Consider the following 20355-nt stretch of genomic DNA (forward strand, 5'->3'; position numbering starts at 1 on the left):
GAAGAAGGAATATCGCAAGATTATATAGGCATCGCGTGCTCGCGTTCTCGGCGTGAGATGCACGGGCGAAAAAAATGGCGTGTTTCACGTGAAACACGCCACCTGAGCTGCGCCCGCTACAACCCTATGCCGCTTTCTTGGCTAGGCCGAGGTAAGTCTCTATCACCTGCGGATTGTGCCGGAGACTGTCCGCCTGCCCTTCCAAGGCGAATTCGCCAGTCTCGAGCACATATCCATAGTCGGATATCTGCAGCGCAGCCCGGGCATTTTGTTCGATCAGTAAGGTCGCGACGCCCGTTTGTTTGAGGGCGCTGACGATATGGAGAATCTCCTTCACGATCAGAGGCGCAAGCCCGAGACTCGGCTCGTCCAGCATCAGAAGGCGCGGTTTCCCCATCAACGCCCGACCCACAGCGAGCATCTGCCGTTCACCGCCAGAAAGCGTTCCGGCTGCCTGCTTGCGCCGCTCCTTCAGCCGGGGAAACAGCTCGAAGACGTGGCCCAACTGATCCAGATAATCGCGCTCGCCAGCCCGCTTCCGCCGATATGCTCCGAGCACGAGATTGTCCTCGACCGTCATCGTCGAAAACAGCTCACGTTTCTCCGGCACGAGACACATTCCGCGTGAAACGCGTCGCTCGATCGGCAGCGCCGACACGTCCCCGCCCATGTAGCGGATCACGCCCTTCGCATGCCCGGTCTGTGGCAACGCCCCCATGATGGCGTTGAGGAGCGTCGATTTCCCGGCGCCGTTCGGTCCGATGACCGACACGATCTGCCCGGCGGCTACTTGCAGCTTCCCGTTGCGCAAGGCTTCGACCTTGCCATACCGCGCGGACAGGTCGCTGACTTCAAGAATGGTTTCAGCCATTACTCCACCCCGCCCAGATAGGCTTCGAGCACAGCCGGGTTCTCCTGCACGTCCTTCGGCAGTCCCTCGGCGATTTTGGTCCCGAACTCCATGACGACGAGCCGGTCGGTTAGGTTCATCACGAAGTCCATGTCGTGTTCCACCAGCAAGATGCTCATGCCTTCCGCCCGCAATTTTCGAAGCAAGTCCGCCAGCTGCTGTTTCTCCTGATAACGCAGCCCTGCTGCCGGTTCGTCGAGCAGCAGCAGCGTCGGATCGCAGCACAGCGCACGCGCAATTTCAAGAATCCGCTGTTGGCCGAGCGCGAGACTGCCCGCCTCGGCGTAAAGGTGCTTCTCCAGCCCGACGCGCGCAATCTGCTTCGCCGCCTCGGACATCAGGCGCGCCTCCTCGGCCGCATTGAGTCGGACGACGCTGCGCCAGACGCCGGTGCTGCCGCGCAGATGCGCCCCTATTGCCACGTTCTCCAACACGGTCATCCCGGGCAGCATCTTGACGTGCTGGAACGTCCGTCCGATGCCCCGCTTCACGATTTCCCGAGACGTCAGCTTGTCGATGCGCTCGCCGTGAAACGTGATCGCTCCACTTGTTGCTTGCAGCACGCCGGTGACGAGATTGAACGTGGTCGACTTTCCGGCCCCGTTCGGCCCGATCAAACCGACGATCTCGCCGGCTTTCACGTCGAAACTCACGTCATTGACGGCGACGAGCCCGCCGAATTGCTTCCGCGCCGTATCGACGATCAGCAGCGGCTCGCCCGCCGCGGGTTTGCTGCGCTGCGGCAAAGGCTCGCCGTGCTCCGGCACGTGCGCGCGCGGCCCACGCGGAAAGACCCGCGCCACGAACGGCCACACGCCCTGCCGCGCGTATTGCAGCAACAGAACCATCACGACTCCGAACACGATGATCTCGAAATTGCCGTTCGCGCCGATGAGCTTCGGCAGCAGCGTCTGGAGATAGTCCTGCAGCACGGTGAGGATAGTCGCCCCCAGAATCGCACCCCAAACATGCGAAACCCCGCCCACGACCGCCATGAACAGGAATTCGATGCCGTGGTTGAGGCCGAACGGCGTCGGATTCACCGCGCGCTGCAAGTGCGCATAGAGAAAGCCCGAGATAGCCGCGAGCACCGCCGCATAAATGAAGATAACGACGCGCATCCAGGCCGTATTGACGCCCATCGCTTCCGCCATGATGCCGCCGCCGCGCAGCGCCCGAATCGCGCGGCCGGGGCGACTATTAAGCAAATTCTGAACAGACACGACCGCGAGCAGCACCACGACCCAGATCAGGTAGTAGATGCTGCGCCCCGATTCGAGTTGCCAGCCGAACAGGTTCAGCACCGGAATGCCGTTGATGCCGTCGTACTTGCCGAGCAGTTCCATATTCCCGAAGAGATAGAACAGCGAGAGCCCCCACGCAATCGTGCCGAGCGGCAAGAAATGCCCGGAGAGCCGCATGGTGATCAGCCCGAGCAACAGCGCGATGAACGCGGTGAGCACGACGCCCGCGATCAGCGCGAGCCACGGCGAGACGCCATAGCGCGTCGTCAGAAACGCGGTCGCGTAGGCGCCGACGCCTACGAACGCCGCCTGTCCGAAGCTCGTCATGCCGCCGACGCCAGTCAGGAGAACCAGCCCAATCGCGACGATCGAATACAGGCCGATGTAGTTCAGAAGCGTGATCCAGTACTCCGGCACGGCAACCGGCCCCGGCAGCACCGGAAGCGCGAACACGACGAGCAGAAACAGCCAGAAGAAGCGATATCGATGGAGAAAGGTCATGGCTTACTCCTCGTCTTCGTCGGAATGCGGGCTGGCAAGGCTTCGCCATAACAGCACCGGAATGATGAGCGTGAAGACGATGACCTCCTTGTACGCGCTCGCCCAGAACGACGAATACGACTCCAGCAGCCCGACGAGCAACGAGCCGGCCGCCGCCAGCGGATAGCTGACGAGACCGCCGACGATTGCGCCGACGAAACCCTTGAGGCCGATCAGAAAGCCCGAGTCGTAATAGATGGTCGTGATCGGCGCGACCAGCACGCCGCACAGCGCGCCGAGGCCCGCCGCGAGCGTGAACGCGAGACGCCCGGCTTGCGTCGTGCCGATGCCGACGAGCCGCGCCCCCAGCCGGTTCACCGACGTGGCGCGCAACGCCTTGCCCGAAATCGAGCGGTCGAAGTAGAAGTACAACCCGACGATCAGCACGAGCGCCGTGCCGACGACCCACAGACTCTGCCCCGATATCGATACGCTGCCGACGTTGAAGCTTGCGTCGGAAAACGCCGTCGTGCGCGAGCCTTCCGCGCCGAACATGACGAGCCCGAGCCCGACCATCGCGAAGTGCACGGCGACTGCCACGATCAACAGCAACAGCGTGCTCGCCTCCGCGATCGGTTCATACGCCAGCCGGTAGACGAACGGGCCCATCGGCACGACGATGAGCAGCGTCAGCGCGATCTGCGCAATCATGGGCAGGGTTTGTGCGAACACCGCCTGCGTCAACGCCCACACCGCGATCGGAAACAGCAGATACTTGCCCGCGAGCACGGCCAGGAGCCGCCCTATCCGATGATGCCGCCCCGGATGCCGCACGATCCCCGCTACTTCGGCGATAAAACAGCCCACGCCCATCGCGATGAGCAGGAAGCACGTCGCGGGCAGCTTCTGCGTTTGCAGCGCGGCCAGCGTGAGCGCGCCATAGGCGACGAACTCGCCCTGCGGAATGAAGATGACGCGCGTCACGGAAAACACCAGCACCAGCGCGAGCGCAAGTAACGCGTAGATGGCGCCCGTCGTGATGCCGTCTTGCGCGAGAATCGCCGCAATCGATAAGTCCATACTTCCTCTTAGAGCTTCTTCGAAACGTGAGGGCCGTCATCGGCCGATGAACATGGGAAAAGCGGCGCACCACCGGCGCGCCGCTTCCTCTATCTTGAAAATAAACCGCGCGGTCAGTCGTTCAGCAGCTTCCACTTGCCGTCGACGATCTGCACCATCACGCGCGCGCGATCGTCGAAGCCGTTGTGGTCGTTCGGCGTCGTGTTCATGATGCCGTGCGCGACCGGCAGGTCCTTGAGGTTCTCCAGCGCCGCGCGCAATGCCTCGCGGAACTCGGGCGTGCCCGGCTGGCCCTTCTTGAGCGCCTCGGGAATCGCGCGGGCAAGCATCTGTCCGGCGTCCCAGGCGTGGCCGCCGAACGTCGAGAGCGAGCCCGCGCCGTACGCCTTCTCATACGCGCTCTTGTACGCGGCCGACGACTTCTTCACCGGATTGCTGTCCGGTAACTGCTCGGTCACGAGCACGGGACCGGCGGGCAGAATCTCGCCCTCGCAGTCCTTGCCGCATACGCGCAGGAAGTCGTTATTGGCGACGCCGTGCGTCTGATACACCTTGCCCTTGTAGCCGCGCTCCTTCAGCGTCTTGGCCGGCAACGCGGCCGGCGTGCCCGCGCCCGCGATCAATACGGCATCGGGATTCGCGCCCATCGTCTTCAGCACCTGACCCGTCACCGATGTATCGGGCCGGTTATACCGCTCGTTCGTGACGATCTTCAGCTTGTGCGCGGCCGCAGCTGCGTTGAAGACCGAGTACCAGCCGTCGCCGTACGCATCCGCGAAGCCGATGAAGCCCACCGTTTTCACGCCGCGCTTTTCCATGTGACTCGCGATGGCATCCGCCATCAGCGCGTCGTTTTGCGGCGTCTTGAAGACCCACGCTTTCTTGGCGTCCATCGGCGCGATGATCGACGCGGACGCGGCCATGGAGATCATCGGCGTCTTGGCGCTCGACGCCGGATCGATCATCGCGAGCGAATTCGGCGTGACCGTCGAGCCGATGATCGCATCGACGTGATCTTCGTCGATCAGCTTGCGCGTGTTCTGCACGGCGCGGCTCGTGTCGGTGCCGTCGTCGAGCACGATGTATTCGACCGACTTGCCGGCGATTTCCTTCGGCAACAGCGCGACGGTGTTTTTCTCGGGAATCCCGAGCGATGCGGCCGGCCCCGTCGCCGACAGCGTCACGCCGATCTTCACCTGCGCGAACACCGCGCCCGCGCCGAACATCGCGCTGCCGGCGACGGCCAGCGCGATGCCCTTCTTGACCCATGCTTTCTTCGTTTTCATTGCTCGTCTCCAAACGCGATCCTGCTTTTGGCGCACCCCCGCGGTGCGCTGCTGCGAGTTGTTATCGATAGCCCGGCGATTCAGCCGCCCCAATCTATGGACCACCCCGGCGCATGCCTAGGCTCGTTTTCCCTGACCGATCGGGCCGTCGCGCGCGGCTACGCGCCCTCTCGTTTCGAACGAAAAAAAAGGCGCGTTCGTGGAAACGCGCCTTGGTTGGAATCGACTCACATATCGACGGTCAGTTGCCCGAGAGCTTCCACTTGCCGCCGACGATCTCCACCATCACCCGCGCCCGCTGATCGAGGCCGGAGTGGTCGTTCGCGCTCATGTTGAAAATGCCGTGCGATGCCGCGAGATTCTTAGTGTCTTCGATAGCCGCGCGCAATGCCTCGCGAAACGCGGGCGTGCCCGGCTGCCCCTTCTTGAGCGCGACCGGAATTGCGTGTTGCAGAATGAGGCCCGCGTCCCAGGCGTGGCCGCCGAACGTGGACACCGAGCCCGCGCCATACGCGCCTTCGTACGCCTTCTTGTAGGTCAACGCGGCCTGCTTCACGGGATTGCTGTCCGGCAGTTGTTCGGCGACGAGCAGCGGCCCGGCGGGCAGGAACGTTCCTTCGCAATCCTTGCCGCATACGCGCAGGAAGTCGTTGTTTGCGACACCGTGCGTCTGATAGATCTTGCCCTTGTAGCCGCGCTCCTTGAGCGTCTTCTGCGGCAGCGCGGCCGGCGTGCCCGCGCCCGCGATCAGCACCGCGTCCGCGTTCTGCGACATCATCTTGAGCACCTGGCCGGTGACGGACGCGTCGTTGCGCGCGAACCGTTCATTCGCGACGACGCGGATCTTCGCGAGGTCCGCCGCCTTCGAGAACTCTTTGAACCAGCTCTCGCCGTACGCGTCCGAGAAGCCGATGAAGGCTACCGTCTTCACGCCGTGATTCGCCATGTGCTGCGCGATGGCCGTTGCCATCAGAATGTCGTTCTGCGGCGTCTTAAAGACCCACGCGCGCTTGCTGTCCATCGGTTCGACGATGCTCGCGGCCGCGGCCATCGAGATCATCGGCGTGGTGGTGTCGGCGGCGATGTCGATCATCGCGAGCGAGTTGGGAACGACCGTGGAACCGATCAGCGCGTCGACGTGATCTTCGCTCGTGAGCTTGCGCGCGTTCTTGACGGCCTGCGTGGAATCGGTGGCGTCATCGAGAACGATGTACTGCACTTTCTGCCCCGCGACTTCCTTCGGCAATAGCGCGATGGTGTTCTTTTCGGGAATGCCGAGCGATGCGGCAGGACCCGTGGCCGATACCGTCACGCCTATTTTCACGTCCGCAAAAACCTGAGTGCTGAATACCGCCGATAATCCCGCGACGGCCATTGCGACCGCCTTACCGCGTAATGCCCACTTCATTGATTTCCACCCCGTCGATCGTGTGTTCGAATAGAAGTAACGCTTGATTCTTTGTTGCGGATTATCTCTTGCGAATCGCCGACCGAAGAGTCGGGAAATGCAGTGTAGCCATGGGCGCGCCGCGCATCAAGCGTTTCGGCCACATCCGGCAGACGTTTTAGTGGTTATGCTCTGAGCGATGAATCGCGCTCGATGCGCGGCTCCGATGAATCCGTCAGGCGAATCGTATTATCGGCCCGAAAAATAAAAAGGCGCCGTTGGACTCATCCAACAGCGCCTTCCGTCTCGGGCACTTCGTGCCTCATGTCTCCTCGTTCTCCACCTCAAAAATCTGGGTGCTTCAGAACTAGGACGGATATTAATATCCGCATCATTTCGCCACAACCTAGCATTTACCCTAGTGGTGCATAAAAGCACCTTAAAAGGGCGTGTTTCGCGCCGTTAACCGTCAGGCTTCCAGAAACGCAGTTGCTTCGCACTCCAATTGAATGCTATCCCTGCAACGGCCTCACCCGCGCGACGATTTCGCCCACGATGCCGCGCCTGAACGCCAGCACGCACGCAATGAAGATGATGCCCGTCACGATGGTCACCGATTCGCCGAGCGAGTTGAACCAAGCGACGCCCGTCACCTTCGCGATGCCCGCGCCGATATCGCCGAGCCGGTCTTCCAGCGCCACGATGATCGCGGCGCCGAGCAACGGCCCGAACATCGTGCTCATGCCGCCGACGAGCGTCATCAGCACGACCAGGCCGGACATGGTCCAGTACGCATCGCCGAGCGTTTCGAAACCGAGCACCAGCGTCTTCGTCGCGCCCGCAAGGCCCGCGAGCCCCGCCGACAACACGAACGCGAGCAGCTTGTAGCGCGCCGTGTCGTAACCGAGCGAGACCGCGCGCGGCTCGTTTTCCTTGATCGCGATCAGCACCTGCCCGAACGGCGAATGCACGATGCGCACGATCAGCGCGAACGCGAGCAGCATCAAGACGAGCACGACGTAATAGAGCGTCACGTCGCTGCTCAAATCCAGGACGCCGAACAGTTTGCCGCGCGGCACGCCTTGCAGGCCGTCTTCGCCGTGCGTGAAGGGCGCTTGCAGGAACACGAAGTAGACCATCTGCGCGAGCGCGAGCGTGACCATCGCGAAATAGATGCCTTGCCGCCGGATCGCGAGCAGTCCGACGATCACGCCGAGCAGCGTCGCGACTGCCGTGCCGAGCAAGACGCCGAGCTCGGGCGTGAAGCCGAGCGTCTGGATCGCATAGCCGGCCGTGTAGCCCGCGCTCGACAGAAACATCGCGTGCCCGAACGACAGCAAACCCGTATAGCCGATCAGCAAGTTGAACGCCGCCGCGAAGAGCGCGAAGCAGAGCACTTTCATCATGAAGACCGGATACACGCCCGCGAACGGCACCGCGATCAACGCGACCAGCAACAGCGCGTAGAGCACTTTTCTCTGCATCATTTTTCCTTGCCGAAGAGTCCCGCCGGGCGCACGAGCAGCACCAGCGCCATGATGACGAAGACGACCGTCGCGGACGCTTCCGGATAGAACACGCGCGTGAAGCCTTCGATCACGCCGAGCAGCAGACCCGTGAGAATCGAGCCCATGATCGAACCCATGCCGCCGATCACCACGACCGCGAACACGGTGATGATCATCGACTGGCCCATGAGCGGCGACACCTGAATGACCGGCGCGGCCAGCACGCCCGCGAACGCCGCGAGCGCGACGCCGAAACCGTAGGTCAGCGTGATCATCAGCGGCACGTTCACGCCGAAGGCTTCGACGAGCTTCGGGTTCTCCGTGCCTGCGCGCAGATACGCGCCGATGCGCGTCTTCTCGATGACGAACCACGTCGCGAAGCACACGATAAGCGACGCCACCACGACCCACGCGCGATAGTTCGGCAGGAACATAAAGCCGAGATTCGTCGCGCCGGACAAAAGCGACGGCACGTCGTACGGCTGGCCCGACGAACCGTAGATGGAACGGAACACGCCTTCTATCACGAGCGTGAGGCCAAAGGTCAGCAGGAGCCCGTATAAATGGTCGAGCTTGTACAGCCAGCGCAGCATGGAGCGCTCGATGACCACGCCCAGCAAGCCGACAATGATCGGCGCGAGCAGCAGCATCGCCCAATACGGGACGTTGAAATACGAATAGCCCATCCACGCGAGCATGGCGCCCAGCATGAAGAGCGCGCCGTGCGCGAAGTTGATGACGTTGAGCAAGCCGAAGATCACCGCGAGCCCGAGACTCAGGATCGCGTAGAACGAACCGTTCACCAGTCCGAGCAGCAACTGGCTCATCATCGCGGCGAGCGGGATGCCGAATATTTCCATTGAACCTGCCGAGGGTTGGATCGAAGCATGGCCGCAAGCAGTCGCGCCGGACCGCTTGCGGCGTCAGTCGCCGAAAAACTTACTTCCAGGCCGCGCAGCGCGATTCGGCCTTCGTGCCGAAAGCCTGATCGCCCGGAATGGTGGCCGTGATCTTGTAGTAGTCCCACGGTTCCTTCGATTCCGACGGCTTCTTCACTTCCATCAGGTACATGTCGTGAATCATCGCGCCGTCCTCGCGAACGTAGCCCTTCGCGTAGAAGTCGTCGATCTTCGCCTTCTTGATCTGCGCCATGACCTTGTCGCTGTCCGTCGTGCCGGCGGCCTGCACGGCCTTCAGGTACGTCGTGACGGCGGAGTAGTCGGCGGCTTGCAGGCTCGTCGGCATCTTCTTCATCTTCGCGAAGTAGCGCTTCGCCCATTCGCGCGTCTTGTCGTCCTTGTTCCAGTACCAGCTATCCGTCGCGACGAGTCCTTGCGTCGTCTCCAGTCCCAGGCTGTGGATGTCAGTAAGGAAGATCAGGAGCGCGGCGATCTTCATCGACTTGGTAATGCCGAATTCCTTCGCGGCCTTGATCGAATTGATCGTGTCGCCGCCCGCGTTCGCGAGCCCGAGAACCTGCGCCTTCGATCCTTGCGCCTGCAACAGGAACGATGAGAAGTCCGACGCCGACAGCGGATGACGCACCGTGCCGAGCACCTGTCCGCCGTTCGCCTTCACGACATCCGACGTGTTCTTTTCCAGCGCCTTGCCGAACGCGTAGTCGGCGGTCAGGAAGTACCACGTCTTGCCGCCCTGCTTCGTCACCGCCGAACCGGTGCCTTTGGCGAGCGCCATCGTGTCGTATGCGTAGTGCACGGTGTACGGCGAGCACTGTTCGTTCGTGAGGTTGTCCGCGCCCGCGCCGATGTTGATGTACGGCGTCTTCTTTTCCGCCGCGACTTGCGCCGTCGAAAGCGCGGTGGCCGAGTTCGTGCCGCCGATGATCGCGTTCACGCCGTCGCGGTCGATCCACTCGCGCGCACGCGATGCCGCGATATCCGCCTTGTTCTGATGGTCCGCATACACCAGTTCGATGGGCTTGCCGTTCACCTTGCCGCCGAAATCCGCAATCGCCATGCGGATGGCTTCGAGCCCGCCTTGTCCGTCGATGTCGGCGTAGAGGCCCGACAAGTCGGTGACGAAGCCGATCTTGACGCTATTGCCGTCGGCAGCCTGCGCGCCGCTGCTCATGAGCGTCACACTCGCCGCCGCAGCCGCAAAGCAAAGAGTAGAGAGGCGCGCGAGGGTCTTCTTTTTCATTCCAGTCTCCATGAGTTTTTGATTGTTGCTGCGCTGCTGGTGTTGCTTGCATTGCCGTGCTGCCTGCGCGACGCGTTCTCACACGCCGAGCAGTTCGTGCAGCACCGGCATCTTCGCTTCGAGTTCCCCCGCGCCGAAATGCTCGACGATATTCCCGTGCTCCATCACGTAAAAGCGGTCCGCGAGCGGCGCCGCGAACCGGAAGTTCTGCTCGACCATCACGACCGTATAGCCGCGCGATTTCAGCATCAGGATCATGCGCGCGAGTGTCTGCACGATGACGGGCGCGAGGCCTTCGGAGATTTCATCGAGAAGCAGAAGGTTCGCGCCCGTGCGCAGGATTCGCGCGACGGCGAGCATCTGTTGTTCGCCGCCCGACAGACGCGTGCCCTGGCTCGCGCGCCGCTCGTTCAGGTTCGGGAACATGGAATACAGCTCGTCGAGCAACATCGCCTGTTTCGGATCGCCGATGAGCGGCGGCAAAAGCAGGTTCTCCTCGCACGACAGGCTGGAGAAAATGCCGCGCTCCTCCGGACAATAGCCGACCCCTTGATGCGCGATCTTGTGCGTGGGCAGCCCGATAGTCTCGCGTCCGCCCACGCGAATCGAGCCCGTGCGCCGCCCGGTGAGACCCATGATGGCGCGAAGCGTCGTGGTGCGTCCCGCGCCGTTGCGGCCGAGCAGCGTCACGACTTCGCCGCGATTCACCTTCAGGTCCACGCCATGCAGGATGTGCGATTCCCCGTACCACGCCTGCAAGCCTTCGATTTCCAGCGCCGGCGCATTCCCCGCCGCGCCGTTCGCCTCGCGCGAGCGGCGTTCTTCCGCGATCGTGCTCATGCGTGCGCTCCGGTGAGCGCCGCGTCGGCGCTGCCCATGTAGGCTTCCATCACGAGCGGATTCTTCGATACTTCCGCGTAGCTGCCTTCCGCGAGCACTTCGCCGCGTTGAAGCACGGTAATGGTGTCGGAGATGCCGGCAATCACGTTCATGTTGTGCTCGACCATGAGAATGGTGCGTCCCGCCGATACCTTCTTGATGAGCGCGGTCACGCGGTCCACGTCCTCGTGTCCCATGCCTTGCGTCGGTTCGTCGAGCAGCATGAGTTCGGGTTCCATCGAAAGCGTCGTCGCTATTTCGAGCGCGCGCTTGCGGCCGTACGAAAGCTCGACGGTTTTCACGTCGGCGAAATCGGTGAGGCCGACTTGCGTGAGCAGGTCCATCGCGCGATCGTTCAAGGCATCGAGCGAACGTTCGCTGCGCCAGAACTGAAACGACGTGCCAAGCTGCCGCTGCAAGCCGATGCGCACGTTTTGCAGCACGGTCAGATGCGGGAACACAGCGGAAATCTGAAACGAGCGGATGATGCCGCGCCGCGCGATATGCGCCGGGCGCTCGCGCGTGATGTCGGTGCCGTTGAAGACGATCTGGCCCGCAGTCGGTTCGAGAAATTTGGTGAGCAGATTGAAGCAAGTGGTCTTGCCCGCGCCGTTCGGTCCGATCAGCGCGTGGATCGAGCCGCGGCGCACGCGCAGGTTCACGTCATTCACGGCCGTGAAGCCTTTGAATTCTTTCGTGAGCCCTCGCGTTTCCAGAATGGTGTCGCCGAGAATCATGTCCCCTTCCATGCGAAGTGAGGCGCTGAACGATGTGTTCGCCTGCGCTTTATTTTTCTGTCGCGCGCATCGGACGGTGTCTCCGTCACGATGCCGCTTCGCTTCGTAGCCGATTGCGCACCGCAGGAAAGGAGGCGCGACAAACAGCGAGCATCACGTGATCCGGGGCCATTGTCGCGCCAATGATGCAGCGCAATCATTGGGATTTGCACTAAGGGATTTGCACTGACTCATGCAAGCCTCGAAGCGCCGTCCATGCACGCGCAGAAGGCATGACGCGTGCTCCGCGACGGCCTGCGGCTACGCGAGCGCCGCCGCGATGACTTCTTGCGACCGCACCGCGCGCCGGTCTTCGCGAATCATGTCGCTCGCGCGTTCCGCGATCATCAACGTCGGCGAGTTGGTGTTGCCCGACGTGATGACCGGCATCACCGATGCATCGACTACGCGCAAACCCTGCACGCCGAGCACACGCAAGCGGCTGTCGACGACCGCGCCCGGATCGTTGTCGATGCCCATGCGGCATGTGCCGACCGGATGAAAGATCGTCGTGCCGATATCGCCCGCCGCCTTCGCGAGTTCTTCTTCCGTTTGATACTGCACGCCCGGCAGAATCTCTTGCGGCGCATAGCGCGCCAATGCGGGCGCGCTCACGATGCGCCGCGTGAGACGCAGCGAGTTCGCGGCCACTTCGCGGTCGCGGTCGGTCGAAAGATAGTTCGGCGCGATGAGCGGCGGCGTATGCGCATCCGGCGACGTGATATGAATGCTTCCGCGCGATGTCGGCCGCAGATTGCAAACCGATGCCGTAAAAGCATTGAACGCATGCAGCGGCTCGCCGAAGCGTTCGAGCGACAACGGCTGCACGTGATACTGAACATCAGGCCGCTTGATCGATGCATCGGCCGGATTCGACTTGGCGAACACGCCGAGTTGCGAAGGCGCCATCGACATGGGACCGCTGCGCATGAACGCGTACTGCATGCCGATGAAGAGCTTGCCCCACCAGCGCGCCGAGAGCGTATTGAGCGTGCGCACGCCGTTCACCCTGTACGCCATGCGCAACTGCAAGTGGTCCTGCAGATTCTCGCCGACGCCGCGCAGATCGCGCACTACGTCGATGCCGAGCCGCTGCAAGCGCGCGCCATTGCCGATGCCCGAGAGTTCCAGTATCTGCGGCGAGTTCACCGCGCCCGCGCTCAGCACCACTTCACGGCGCGCCTTCGCGATGTAATCGACATCGCCGCCGCGATATTCCACGCCCGCGCAACGCGTGCCCTCGAACACGAGCCGTTGTGTGTGCGCGCCGGTAATCGTGGTGAGATTCGGGCGCTTCATCGCTTCGCGCAGGAACGCTTTGGCCGCGTTCCAGCGAATGCCGCCGCGCTGGTTCACATCGAAATAGCCGACGCCCGTGTTGTCGCCGCGATTGAAGTCGTCGGTGGCGGGAATGCCGCTTTGCTGCGCGGCTTGCGCGAACGTCTCCAGGATCTTCCACTTGAGCCGCTGCTTCTCGACGCGCCATTCGCCGCCCGCGCCGTGCCATGGATTCGCCCCGCCGTGGTGATCCTCGCTGCGCATGAAAACGGGCAGCACCGAATCCCACGACCAGTTCGAATCGCCCGTGATATGCGCCCACTCGTCATAATCTTCGCGCTGACCGCGCATGTAGATCATGCCGTTGATCGACGAGCATCCGCCGAGCACGCGCCCGCGCGGATACGACAGCGCGCGTCCGTTGAGGCCGGGTTCGGCTTGCGTCTTGTACAGCCAGTCCGTGCGCGGATTGCCGATGCAGTACAGATAGCCGACCGGAATGTGGATCCAGTGATAGTCGTCCTTGCCGCCCGCTTCGAGCAGCAGCACGGTGACGTCGGGGTCTTCGGTGAGGCGATTGGCGAGCACGCATCCGGCCGTGCCCGCGCCGACGATGATGTAGTCGAATTCGCCTTCGAGCTTGCGGGCGTTCTGTTTCATGACTTGTCTCCTGTTCGGCTGGCGTCTGTGTGTCTCTTTCTTCTGCGCCTTTGTTTCAAGCGTACTGCGGTCGCCGTCCGCCGATCCAATGAGATATGTTCAACAGCGATATAAGACGCGCTAATATCAGCCGATGGACTACACCCTGCTCCGCGCGTTTCTGACCGTGGCGCGTGAAGGCAACCTCACGCGCGCTGCGGCGCAACTGCATCTCACGCAGCCGGCGGTCAGCCTGCAGATCAAGAACTTGCAGGAGACGCTGGGCGTCGTGCTGTTCGCGCGGACGTCGCACGGTCTTTTGCTGACGCGCGATGGCGAAGCCCTGCTGCCGCACGCCGAGCGCGCGCTCGCCGCCGCCGCCGACGTGCAGCGCGCGGCCGCTGCGCTGCGGCATGACGTCAGCGGAACGCTGCGCATCGGGACTATTCTCGATCCGGAGTTCCTGCGGCTCGGCGGCTTTTTGCGGCAATTGGTCGAAGCGCATCCGCGCATCGAAACGGCGCTGCGTCATGGCATGTCGGGCTGGGTGCTGGAACGCGTGCGCTCACGCGAGCTGGACGTCGGCTATTACATCGGCGATCCGGCAAAAGACGGTTCGCGCGACGGCGAGCGTTTTCATGTCGTGCGGCTCACGCCGTTCTCGTATCGCGTGCTCGCGCCGGCCGGCTGGCACAACCGCGTGAACAAGGGCAAGCGCGCGTGGACGACGCTCGCCAAGCTGCCGTGGATCTGGACGCCGCCGGAATCCGCCCATAACCGGCTGCTGTCGCGTGTGTTCCGCGAGGCGGGCGCGACGCCGGTGATCGTCGCGGAAGTGGATCAGGAGCCGTCGATGCTCGATCTCGTGAAATCGGGCGTGGGATTGTCGCTCGTGCGGGACTCCATCGCGCTGGCGGAGGCGCATGCGCACGCGCTCACGATCGTCGAAGGCGTCACCGTGCCGACGCAGCTTTCGTTCGTCGCGCTCGCCGAGCGTCGCGAGGAACCGGCCATCGCGGCGGCGCTGCGCCTGATGGATGCGCAGTGGTCCGTGTAACCCAGGCTTCACGGATTCTTTGCTAGTCTCGCTGCTGCGCCCTCACCCGAAGGACAACCGGAGACCTCGTTTATGGCACGCAATATCGAAATCAAGGCACGAGCGCATCAATTCGACCAACTGCGGGAACGCGCTGCCGCGCTCGCCACGGATGCGCCACTCGTTTTCCGGCAACAGGACTTCTTCTACGACGTGCCGACCGGCCGCCTGAAGCTGCGCCAGTTCGACGACGGCACGCCGTCCGAACTCATCTTCTATCAGCGCGACGACCGCGACGGCCCCAAAGTCTCGTACTACTCGCGCAGCCCGGTGACGAACCCGGAAGCCATGCACGCGCTGCTCGCGCAGGCGCTCACCACGCGCGGCATCGTCTCGAAGGAGCGGCATGTGTTTCTGGTCGGGCGCACGCGCATTCATCTCGATCGCGTGGACGGCCTCGGCGATTTCGTCGAGCTGGAAGTGCTGCTCGGCCAGGACGACGACGAAGCCGGCGGCGAAGCGGAGGCGCACGCCATGTTCGAGCGCCTCGGCGTGGGCGCGGCGGATCTCGTGCCGCTCGCGTATGTCGATCTGCTGAACGCCGGTCAGGACGCGTCCGCCGCGAGGTGAGCGAGCGGCAGCGGGCCGTTGCGCTTGAACGTCGTGAGCACGATGTTCGAGCGCACGCTGTCGACGCCCGGCACGCGCATCAGCTTCTTCATGACGAAGCCGGAAAGCGCGTTAAGATCCGGCGCGACGATGCGCAGCAGATAATCCGCATCGCCGACCGTCGCGTGGCATTCGAGCACTTCGGGCAGCGTGTCGATTTCCTGCTGGAACTGCTCGATCACCGAATCGCTGTGATGCTTCAGCTTCAGGCTGGTGAACGCGGTCACGCCGAGGCCGAGCTTCTCGGGCCGCAACATCACGCGGTAGCCTTCGATCACGCCGATGGCCTCCAGCCGCTGCAAGCGCCGTCCGATCTGCGACGGCGATAGCGGCACCTGCTCGCCGAGCTGCTGATGCGTCGCGCGCCCGAAGCGTTGCAGGACATCCAGCAGGGCGAGGTCGAAATGGTCCAGTTCCAGCATGGCGGGCGCGCGAAGAGGGGGGAAGATGCGACTTTAGCGCATCGGACATGGAAAACCGCCATAACCACGCGGGAAGCGCGCCGTTCGCGCGCGACCTGAATATCGGCTTACGGTAGCCAACAAGGTAACGGGCGTATTACCAACCATGACATTGCCGAAAGGCATCCAATGCCGTCCGCGCCCGGCGTCACGCGCTCTGCAAGGCAAAAAAAGAAAGACCGTAAGCCGCTGCGGAGCCTATCTTTCATTCATGCAGGCGGATTTTAAAGTCGGCGTAAACTTGTTCAACTTCGCCGCCGACAGGCGTTCCGCCGTCAACGAGCCTCGCGAGATTGAAGCTGTACAATCAGCAGCGCACCACGGACAGCGCAGTGCCGCTGAGAGACGGCAAGCGGCCGCATCCACGAAGATTCGGCTCGACGGTGCGCCGAGTGGCAGACAGCCACGTCCAGGGACAGGCATTCGGTGTATAGCCGCTCGCGCGAACGAGGCGCCGGCGGCGCCGCATAAGAGGTAACGGTTTTGATCCGGCTCGAACCTGCGCCGCCGCGTCGTCAATCACCGGCCTGCGCGTCGGCTCGAGCGCAACCCAATTGTACTGAGCGACTTCATGCGAATCCTTCTGATCGAAGACGACCGCCCTATTGCGCGCGGCATTCAAAGCAGCCTGGAGCAATCCGGCTTCACCGTCGACATGGTTCACGACGGCATCTTCGCCGAGCAGGCGCTCGCGCAGAACCGCCACGAGCTCGTCATTCTCGATCTGGGCCTGCCCGGCATCGACGGCATGACGCTGCTCTCGCGCTTTCGCCAGGGCAACCGGCACACGCCGGTCATCATCCTCACCGCGCGCGACGAACTGCACGACCGCGTGCAGGGCCTGAACAGCGGCGCCGACGACTACATGCTCAAGCCGTTCGAGCCGCAGGAACTCGAAGCCCGCATTCGCGCCGTGATGCGCCGCAGCGGCCCGCACGGCGACGTGCCGCGCCCCGAAGTGACGCTCGGCGGCTTGCGGCTTTCGGGCGTGGATCGCCGCATCTTCAACGACGAGCGCCCGCTCGAACTCTCGCCGCGCGAATTCGCGGTGCTCGAAATGCTGCTGCTGCGTCATGGCCGCGTCGTGAGCAAGGCGCAGTTGCAGGATCATCTGACGCACTTCGGCGGCGATCTCGGCGATACCGCGATCGAAGTCTACGTGCATCGCGTGCGCAAGAAGCTGGAGAACACGCGCGTTGAAATCGTCACGGTGCGCGGTTTCGGCTATCTGCTTCAGGAGATCCGGCAGGCGGCGTGAGGAAACGCCGCTTCTGCCCTAGAACGCTTTGCGACTTCCAACCCGGCGCGCGGGCGATCAGCGTTTCGCCCGCGAAGACTGGCTCGATCTGGCGCGATCGAAGCCCGCAGAACCTGCCGCGCCTCCGAGCCTGCGGCGCACGCTGCTGCGCCGCCTCGCCGCGCCGCTGTCCCTGCTCGCGCTGATGAGCGGGCTCATGGCGTATTGGCTCGCGTGGCAGTACACGCAGCATGTGGTGGACCGCTCGCTCGCGGATCTCGCCACGGCCATCTCGAAGCAGATCCAGCTTGCCGGCGTCGATGCGCCCGTCACCGTGCCGCCGCTCGCGCAGGCGATGTTCTCCGATCCCATCGAGCAGCTCGTCTATCGCATCAGCACGGGCGATCAGGAAATCGCCGGCGATTCCGACTTGCCGCTCACGGGCACATCGGTCCGGCGCATTCACTACGCCTACGTCTTCGAGACGCACTATCAGGGCACCAGCGTGCGCGCCGCGCAGGTTCGCGTGCCGCAGCCGCATGGCAATCCGATCGTCGTCGAAGTGGCGCAGCGCGTGGGGTCGCGGTATCGCATCGCGGTGGAGTTTCTCGTCGCGATCATGATGCCGCTCCTGTTGTTGCTGCTCGCCGGCTGGGTGATCGTGTGGCGCGTCGTGAACCAGCAGTTGAATCCGCTCACCGATCTGGCCGACGCGCTCAATCGGCAGACGCATATCTCGCTGGAACCGGTCGACGAATCGCACGTGCCGAGCGAAGTCCGGCCGCTCACGAGCGCCATGAACGCGCTGCTCGTGCGCTTGCAGGCGGCGCTGGATGCGCAGCGCAAGTTCATCGCGGATGCCGCGCATCAGTTGCGCACGCCGCTGACCGCCGTGAAGCTGCACGCGGAGCAGGCGCTCAGTTCACGCGATCCCGCGAAGGCACTCGAAGCGGTGAAGGAATTGCGCGCGTCGGCGGACCGTGCCGTACGGCTGTCGAATCAGTTGCTGTCGCTCGCACGCGCCGAGCCGGGCGAGCAGGCGGCGCGCTTCGCGGATTTCGATCTCGCCGCGCTCGCGTTCGAAACCGGCGCGGAATGGGTGCCGCGCGCGCTTTCGGCCGGCGTCGATCTCGGCTTTCAGCGCACGGACGATCCCGAGAACGAACATCCGATCGTCGTGCGCGGCAATGTCGTGCTGGCGCGGGAAGTGATCGCCAATCTGATCGACAACGCGCTCAAGTACGTGCCGCCTTCGCGCTATGACGGCGCGCGCATCACGCTGACGGTCGGCGAATGGCGCGACGCAACGGGCGCGCGCTTCGGCGAAGTGGTGATCGAGGACAACGGTCCGGGCGTGCCGGGCGACCAGCAGCCGGATCTCTTCAAGCGATTCTTCCGTGGCGACGGACAAAGCGTGGAAGGCGGCGCGGGCCTCGGGCTCGCCATCGTCCACGATATCGTCGTGCTGCACGGCGGCACCGTCCATTACGAGGATGCGCCGGAAGGCGGCGCGCGGTTCATCGTGCGTCTGCCGGTCAAAGCGAACGCCGAGGCGACGGATTCCGCGCGGCACTAGGCGGCGCGGTTCGCTTACTTCTTCTCTTTCTTGGCCTTCTTTTCCGGCTTCAGCGCGAGCATCGTTCCTCGACACTTCTTCGCGCCGCAGCGGCACTCGTATTCCTTCTTGAGCTTCTTGGTGATGCGCCCTTCGATCACGAGGCCGTAGTCGTAGTTGAGCTCTTCATCCGGCTCGATGTCGCGCAGCGCGCGAATGAACACGCGGCCTTCGATCTCCTCGGCCTCGCAATTCGGCGCGCAGGAATGGTTGATGTACTTGGCGCTGTTGCCGTCGATCTTGCCGTCGATCACGCGCCCGTCTTCCAGCGCGAAGTAGAACGTGTGGTTCGGCTCGTCCGGGTTATGCGGATGCCGGCGCAGCGCCTCTTTCCACGAGATGCGCTCGCCCTTGTACTCCATCACCTCTTCGCCGGCCGCAATGGGCTTCGCGGCGAACACGCCCTTGCCATGCACGCCCGAGCGGCGAACGGTGATCCTCCGTGAACTCATCGAACGAATCCTTCAATAACGAATCTATGTGGGACGCTTTGGCCCGCGGCAATAAAAAAACGCGGTGGCCTCGAAGGCGCCGCGTTCGACCGTCAGCACGGTATCGTACACTCCCGCGCGCTTCAGTCTCAACCGCTTGACATCAACGCTGTCCGAACGAGATGTCGCCGAACAGATGCTTCTGCTCGCGCGGCTGCGAGCGCCAATATTGCGGCGGCGCGCTGACGGTCGCGCCGAGTTCGGCCGCCGCGTGCCACGGCCAGCGCGGATCGTAGAGCATGGCGCGCGCCATCGCGACGAAATCGGCCTGCCCGCTCGCGACGATCTCTTCCGCGTGCTTCGCATCCGTGATGAGACCGACTGCGATGGTGTTCACGCCGGTCGCTTCCTTCACGGCCTTGGCGAACGGCACCTGATAGCCGGGCTCCAGAGGAATCTTCTGCTGCGGCGATACGCCGCCCGAGGAAACGTCGATCCAGTCGACGCCGCGCTCCTTCAATTGCGCGGCAAACGCGATGGTGTCTTCGATATCCCATCCGCCTTCGACCCAATCCGTCGCCGAGACGCGTACGCCGACCGGCTTGTCGGCGGGAAACGCGGCGCGCACCGCATCGAAGATTTCGAGCGGATAGCTCATGCGGTTCTCGCGCGAGCCGCCGTACTCGTCCGTGCGCTGATTGGAGAGCGGCGACAGAAACTGATGCAGCAGATAACCGTGCGCCGCGTGCACTTCGAGCGCGTCGATGCCGAGCCGCGCCGCACGCCGCGCCGACGCGGCAAACGCTTCCTTCACGCGCATGAGGCCGGCGGTATCCAGCGCGAGCGGCGGTGTTTCGTCCGGTTTGTGAGCAATGGCAGACGGCGCATGCGTCATCCAGCCGCCCTCCGCGACCGAGATGAGCTGGCCGCCTTCCCACGGCTTCTGGCTCGATGCCTTGCGGCCCGCGTGCGCAAGCTGCATCGTCACCGCGATGTTCGAATGCTGGCGAATGGCGGCGAGCACGGGACGCAAGGCCGCTTCCGTCACATCGTCCCAGAGGCCGAGATCGCCCGGCGTGATGCGTCCGTCCGGCTCCACGGCCGTCGCCTCGATGCACAGCATGCCCGCCCCGGACAGTGCGAGATGGCCGAGGTGGATCATGTGCCACGCGGTGGCTTCGCCGCGCTCGGCGGAGTACTGGCACATCGGCGAAATCACAATGCGATTCGGCAACTGCAGACTGCGCAGCGTGGCCGGAGTGAACAGCGCGCTCATGTG

Annotated in this window: 18 protein-coding genes; 4 read left to right on the forward strand and 14 right to left on the reverse strand. The window is 63.5% G+C overall.

All coding sequences use genetic code 11. The features are described from left to right. Positions 1 to 124 precede the first annotated feature (124 nt). The 11 genes from LDZ26_RS12945 to LDZ26_RS12995 all read right to left on the reverse strand — a co-directional run bounded on the left by LDZ26_RS12945 (position 125) and on the right by LDZ26_RS12995 (position 13648). Complete coding sequence (locus LDZ26_RS12945; protein ID WP_244847536.1) at positions 125 to 871, reverse strand: ABC transporter ATP-binding protein; 747 nt, start codon at positions 869 to 871, stop codon at positions 125 to 127. Further along, positions 871 to 2655 carry an ATP-binding cassette domain-containing protein gene (locus LDZ26_RS12950; RefSeq protein WP_244847537.1) on the reverse strand — a complete coding sequence of 595 codons (1785 nt, stop codon included), beginning with the start codon at positions 2653 to 2655 and terminating at the stop codon, positions 871 to 873. The genes LDZ26_RS12945 and LDZ26_RS12950 overlap by 1 nt, the downstream gene beginning before the upstream one ends. Positions 2656 to 2658: 3 nt before the next feature. Beyond that, a complete protein-coding gene (locus LDZ26_RS12955; protein ID WP_244847538.1) occupies positions 2659 to 3714 on the reverse strand; it encodes a branched-chain amino acid ABC transporter permease in 1056 nt (351 codons plus the stop codon). 113 nt (positions 3715 to 3827) lie between these two features. After that, a complete protein-coding gene (locus tag LDZ26_RS12960) occupies positions 3828 to 5000 on the reverse strand; it encodes an ABC transporter substrate-binding protein (protein ID WP_244847539.1) in 1173 nt (390 codons plus the stop codon). A gap of 241 nt (positions 5001 to 5241) precedes the next feature. Then, on the reverse strand, positions 5242 to 6408 hold the full coding sequence (locus LDZ26_RS12965; RefSeq protein WP_244847540.1) for an ABC transporter substrate-binding protein: 1167 nt from the start codon (positions 6406 to 6408) through the stop codon (positions 5242 to 5244). A gap of 491 nt (positions 6409 to 6899) precedes the next feature. Beyond that, positions 6900 to 7871, reverse strand: a complete 972-nt coding sequence (locus LDZ26_RS12970) for a branched-chain amino acid ABC transporter permease (RefSeq protein ID WP_244849175.1) — start codon at positions 7869 to 7871, stop codon at positions 6900 to 6902. Continuing rightward, positions 7871 to 8755, reverse strand: coding sequence for a branched-chain amino acid ABC transporter permease (locus tag LDZ26_RS12975; RefSeq protein ID WP_244847541.1), 885 nt, complete (start codon positions 8753 to 8755; stop codon positions 7871 to 7873). Before LDZ26_RS12975 ends, LDZ26_RS12970 begins: the two co-directional genes overlap by 1 nt. A 79-nt stretch (positions 8756 to 8834) precedes the next feature. Beyond that, on the reverse strand, positions 8835 to 10055 hold the full coding sequence (locus LDZ26_RS12980; protein WP_244847542.1) for an ABC transporter substrate-binding protein: 1221 nt from the start codon (positions 10053 to 10055) through the stop codon (positions 8835 to 8837). Positions 10056 to 10133: 78 nt separating this feature from the next. Further along, on the reverse strand, positions 10134 to 10895 hold the full coding sequence (locus tag LDZ26_RS12985) for an ABC transporter ATP-binding protein (protein ID WP_244847543.1): 762 nt from the start codon (positions 10893 to 10895) through the stop codon (positions 10134 to 10136). Next, positions 10892 to 11671 (reverse strand): ABC transporter ATP-binding protein, encoded by a 780-nt coding sequence (locus LDZ26_RS12990; RefSeq protein ID WP_175938694.1) that lies wholly within the window; start codon positions 11669 to 11671, stop codon positions 10892 to 10894. The genes LDZ26_RS12985 and LDZ26_RS12990 overlap by 4 nt, the downstream gene beginning before the upstream one ends. 300 nt (positions 11672 to 11971) lie before the next feature. Beyond that, a complete protein-coding gene (locus tag LDZ26_RS12995) occupies positions 11972 to 13648 on the reverse strand; it encodes a GMC family oxidoreductase (RefSeq protein ID WP_244847544.1) in 1677 nt (558 codons plus the stop codon). 133 nt (positions 13649 to 13781) lie between these two features. On the opposite strand from LDZ26_RS12995, the gene LDZ26_RS13000 reads away from it, so the two are divergent. Then, entirely contained in the window at positions 13782 to 14684 is a 903-nt protein-coding gene (locus LDZ26_RS13000) for a LysR family transcriptional regulator (RefSeq protein ID WP_244847545.1), read from the forward strand. Between the two features lie 72 nt (positions 14685 to 14756). Continuing rightward, positions 14757 to 15293 carry a class IV adenylate cyclase gene (locus LDZ26_RS13005; RefSeq protein ID WP_244847546.1) on the forward strand — a complete coding sequence of 179 codons (537 nt, stop codon included), beginning with the start codon at positions 14757 to 14759 and terminating at the stop codon, positions 15291 to 15293. Here the strand turns inward: LDZ26_RS13005 and LDZ26_RS13010 are convergent. Next, complete coding sequence (locus LDZ26_RS13010; RefSeq protein WP_175938702.1) at positions 15269 to 15754, reverse strand: Lrp/AsnC family transcriptional regulator; 486 nt, start codon at positions 15752 to 15754, stop codon at positions 15269 to 15271. The two genes, LDZ26_RS13005 and LDZ26_RS13010, sit on opposite strands and share 25 nt — an antisense overlap. Positions 15755 to 16364: 610 nt before the next feature. On the opposite strand from LDZ26_RS13010, the gene LDZ26_RS13015 reads away from it, so the two are divergent. Together LDZ26_RS13015 and LDZ26_RS13020 are read left to right on the forward strand one after the other, a co-directional pair. Beyond that, positions 16365 to 17051 carry a response regulator transcription factor gene (locus tag LDZ26_RS13015; RefSeq protein ID WP_035962098.1) on the forward strand — a complete coding sequence of 229 codons (687 nt, stop codon included), beginning with the start codon at positions 16365 to 16367 and terminating at the stop codon, positions 17049 to 17051. Positions 17052 to 17079: 28 nt separating this feature from the next. Then, a complete protein-coding gene (locus LDZ26_RS13020) occupies positions 17080 to 18606 on the forward strand; it encodes a sensor histidine kinase (RefSeq protein WP_244847547.1) in 1527 nt (508 codons plus the stop codon). Between the two features lie 14 nt (positions 18607 to 18620). Here LDZ26_RS13020 and LDZ26_RS13025 read toward each other — a convergent pair whose 3' ends face one another. Further along, entirely contained in the window at positions 18621 to 19097 is a 477-nt protein-coding gene (locus tag LDZ26_RS13025; RefSeq protein ID WP_244847548.1) for an SET domain-containing protein, read from the reverse strand. Positions 19098 to 19239: 142 nt separating this feature from the next. Continuing rightward, positions 19240 to 20352 (reverse strand): NADH:flavin oxidoreductase/NADH oxidase, encoded by a 1113-nt coding sequence (locus LDZ26_RS13030; RefSeq protein WP_244847549.1) that lies wholly within the window; start codon positions 20350 to 20352, stop codon positions 19240 to 19242. Between the last annotated feature and the right edge of the window lie 3 nt (positions 20353 to 20355).

This window comes from Caballeronia sp. SL2Y3, from assembly GCF_022879575.1.
Classification (GTDB): domain Bacteria; phylum Pseudomonadota; class Gammaproteobacteria; order Burkholderiales; family Burkholderiaceae; genus Caballeronia.

Coding starts and splice junctions, on each gene's coding strand:
- LDZ26_RS12980 (WP_244847542.1), bottom strand. CDS start 10,055: ATGAAAAAGAAGACCCTCGCGCGCCTCTCTACTCTTTGCTTTGCGGCT.
- LDZ26_RS12975 (WP_244847541.1), bottom strand. CDS start 8,755: ATGGAAATATTCGGCATCCCGCTCGCCGCGATGATGAGCCAGTTGCTG.
- LDZ26_RS12965 (WP_244847540.1), bottom strand. CDS start 6,408: ATGAAGTGGGCATTACGCGGTAAGGCGGTCGCAATGGCCGTCGCGGGA.
- LDZ26_RS13030 (WP_244847549.1), bottom strand. CDS start 20,352: ATGAGCGCGCTGTTCACTCCGGCCACGCTGCGCAGTCTGCAGTTGCCG.
- LDZ26_RS13025 (WP_244847548.1), bottom strand. CDS start 19,097: ATGAGTTCACGGAGGATCACCGTTCGCCGCTCGGGCGTGCATGGCAAG.
- LDZ26_RS12990 (WP_175938694.1), bottom strand. CDS start 11,671: ATGATTCTCGGCGACACCATTCTGGAAACGCGAGGGCTCACGAAAGAA.
- LDZ26_RS13010 (WP_175938702.1), bottom strand. CDS start 15,754: ATGCTGGAACTGGACCATTTCGACCTCGCCCTGCTGGATGTCCTGCAA.
- LDZ26_RS12960 (WP_244847539.1), bottom strand. CDS start 5,000: ATGAAAACGAAGAAAGCATGGGTCAAGAAGGGCATCGCGCTGGCCGTC.
- LDZ26_RS12950 (WP_244847537.1), bottom strand. CDS start 2,655: ATGACCTTTCTCCATCGATATCGCTTCTTCTGGCTGTTTCTGCTCGTC.
- LDZ26_RS12985 (WP_244847543.1), bottom strand. CDS start 10,895: ATGAGCACGATCGCGGAAGAACGCCGCTCGCGCGAGGCGAACGGCGCG.
- LDZ26_RS12955 (WP_244847538.1), bottom strand. CDS start 3,714: ATGGACTTATCGATTGCGGCGATTCTCGCGCAAGACGGCATCACGACG.
- LDZ26_RS12970 (WP_244849175.1), bottom strand. CDS start 7,871: ATGCAGAGAAAAGTGCTCTACGCGCTGTTGCTGGTCGCGTTGATCGCG.
- LDZ26_RS13015 (WP_035962098.1), top strand. CDS start 16,365: ATGCGAATCCTTCTGATCGAAGACGACCGCCCTATTGCGCGCGGCATT.
- LDZ26_RS12995 (WP_244847544.1), bottom strand. CDS start 13,648: ATGAAACAGAACGCCCGCAAGCTCGAAGGCGAATTCGACTACATCATC.
- LDZ26_RS12945 (WP_244847536.1), bottom strand. CDS start 871: ATGGCTGAAACCATTCTTGAAGTCAGCGACCTGTCCGCGCGGTATGGC.
- LDZ26_RS13000 (WP_244847545.1), top strand. CDS start 13,782: ATGGACTACACCCTGCTCCGCGCGTTTCTGACCGTGGCGCGTGAAGGC.
- LDZ26_RS13005 (WP_244847546.1), top strand. CDS start 14,757: ATGGCACGCAATATCGAAATCAAGGCACGAGCGCATCAATTCGACCAA.